1 protein-coding gene is annotated in these 541 nt (G+C 44.9%); it reads right to left on the minus strand.

The features are described from left to right. A partial coding sequence (locus R7040_RS29370) for a LysR substrate-binding domain-containing protein (protein ID WP_318098036.1) occupies positions 1-541 on the minus strand: 541 nt, incomplete at both ends.

The raw sequence follows: 541 nt of genomic DNA on the forward strand, positions 1-541 counted from the left end.
GTATTACTGAACAACTTAATCATCGATTCTGGCATCAAACCAATGTATTCGCTACCGCAGATAACCGGCAACATTTCCAGTGCTCCTGCGGCTCGATACATGATTTTGCGTTTGTCCAAATCAACAATGTCTTCTGCACTCAGCATGCTTTTTCGGCTTTGCCACTGCGATATTGCCACGTGCTCTTCTTCAAAAAACTGCTCTTGAGAAATACTCTCAGCGATGCGAGGGTGATCTTTGTTACACACCACCATCAAACGCTCAGAGATCACGGGTTCAACTTTCAAGACCGTTCTCCCGCGTGGTGCTAAATCGATAATTAAATCATAACGTTGTAAGCGTAGATCACTTTCGTAATCCTCAGTAAACAGCGGGTGCACTTCCAAAGCGATATTCGGCGCTAACTCGTGAATCTGCTTCATCAACTGTGGCAGCAACTCGTAGCTTAAAATCGACACGCAAGCGATAGAGAAAATGCGATTGGAAACTTTAGGATCAAACTCAACCGATGCCGACAGCGTCGAGGTAAAGTTCTTTATCG

Source organism: Vibrio sp. 1069 (genome assembly GCF_033340555.1).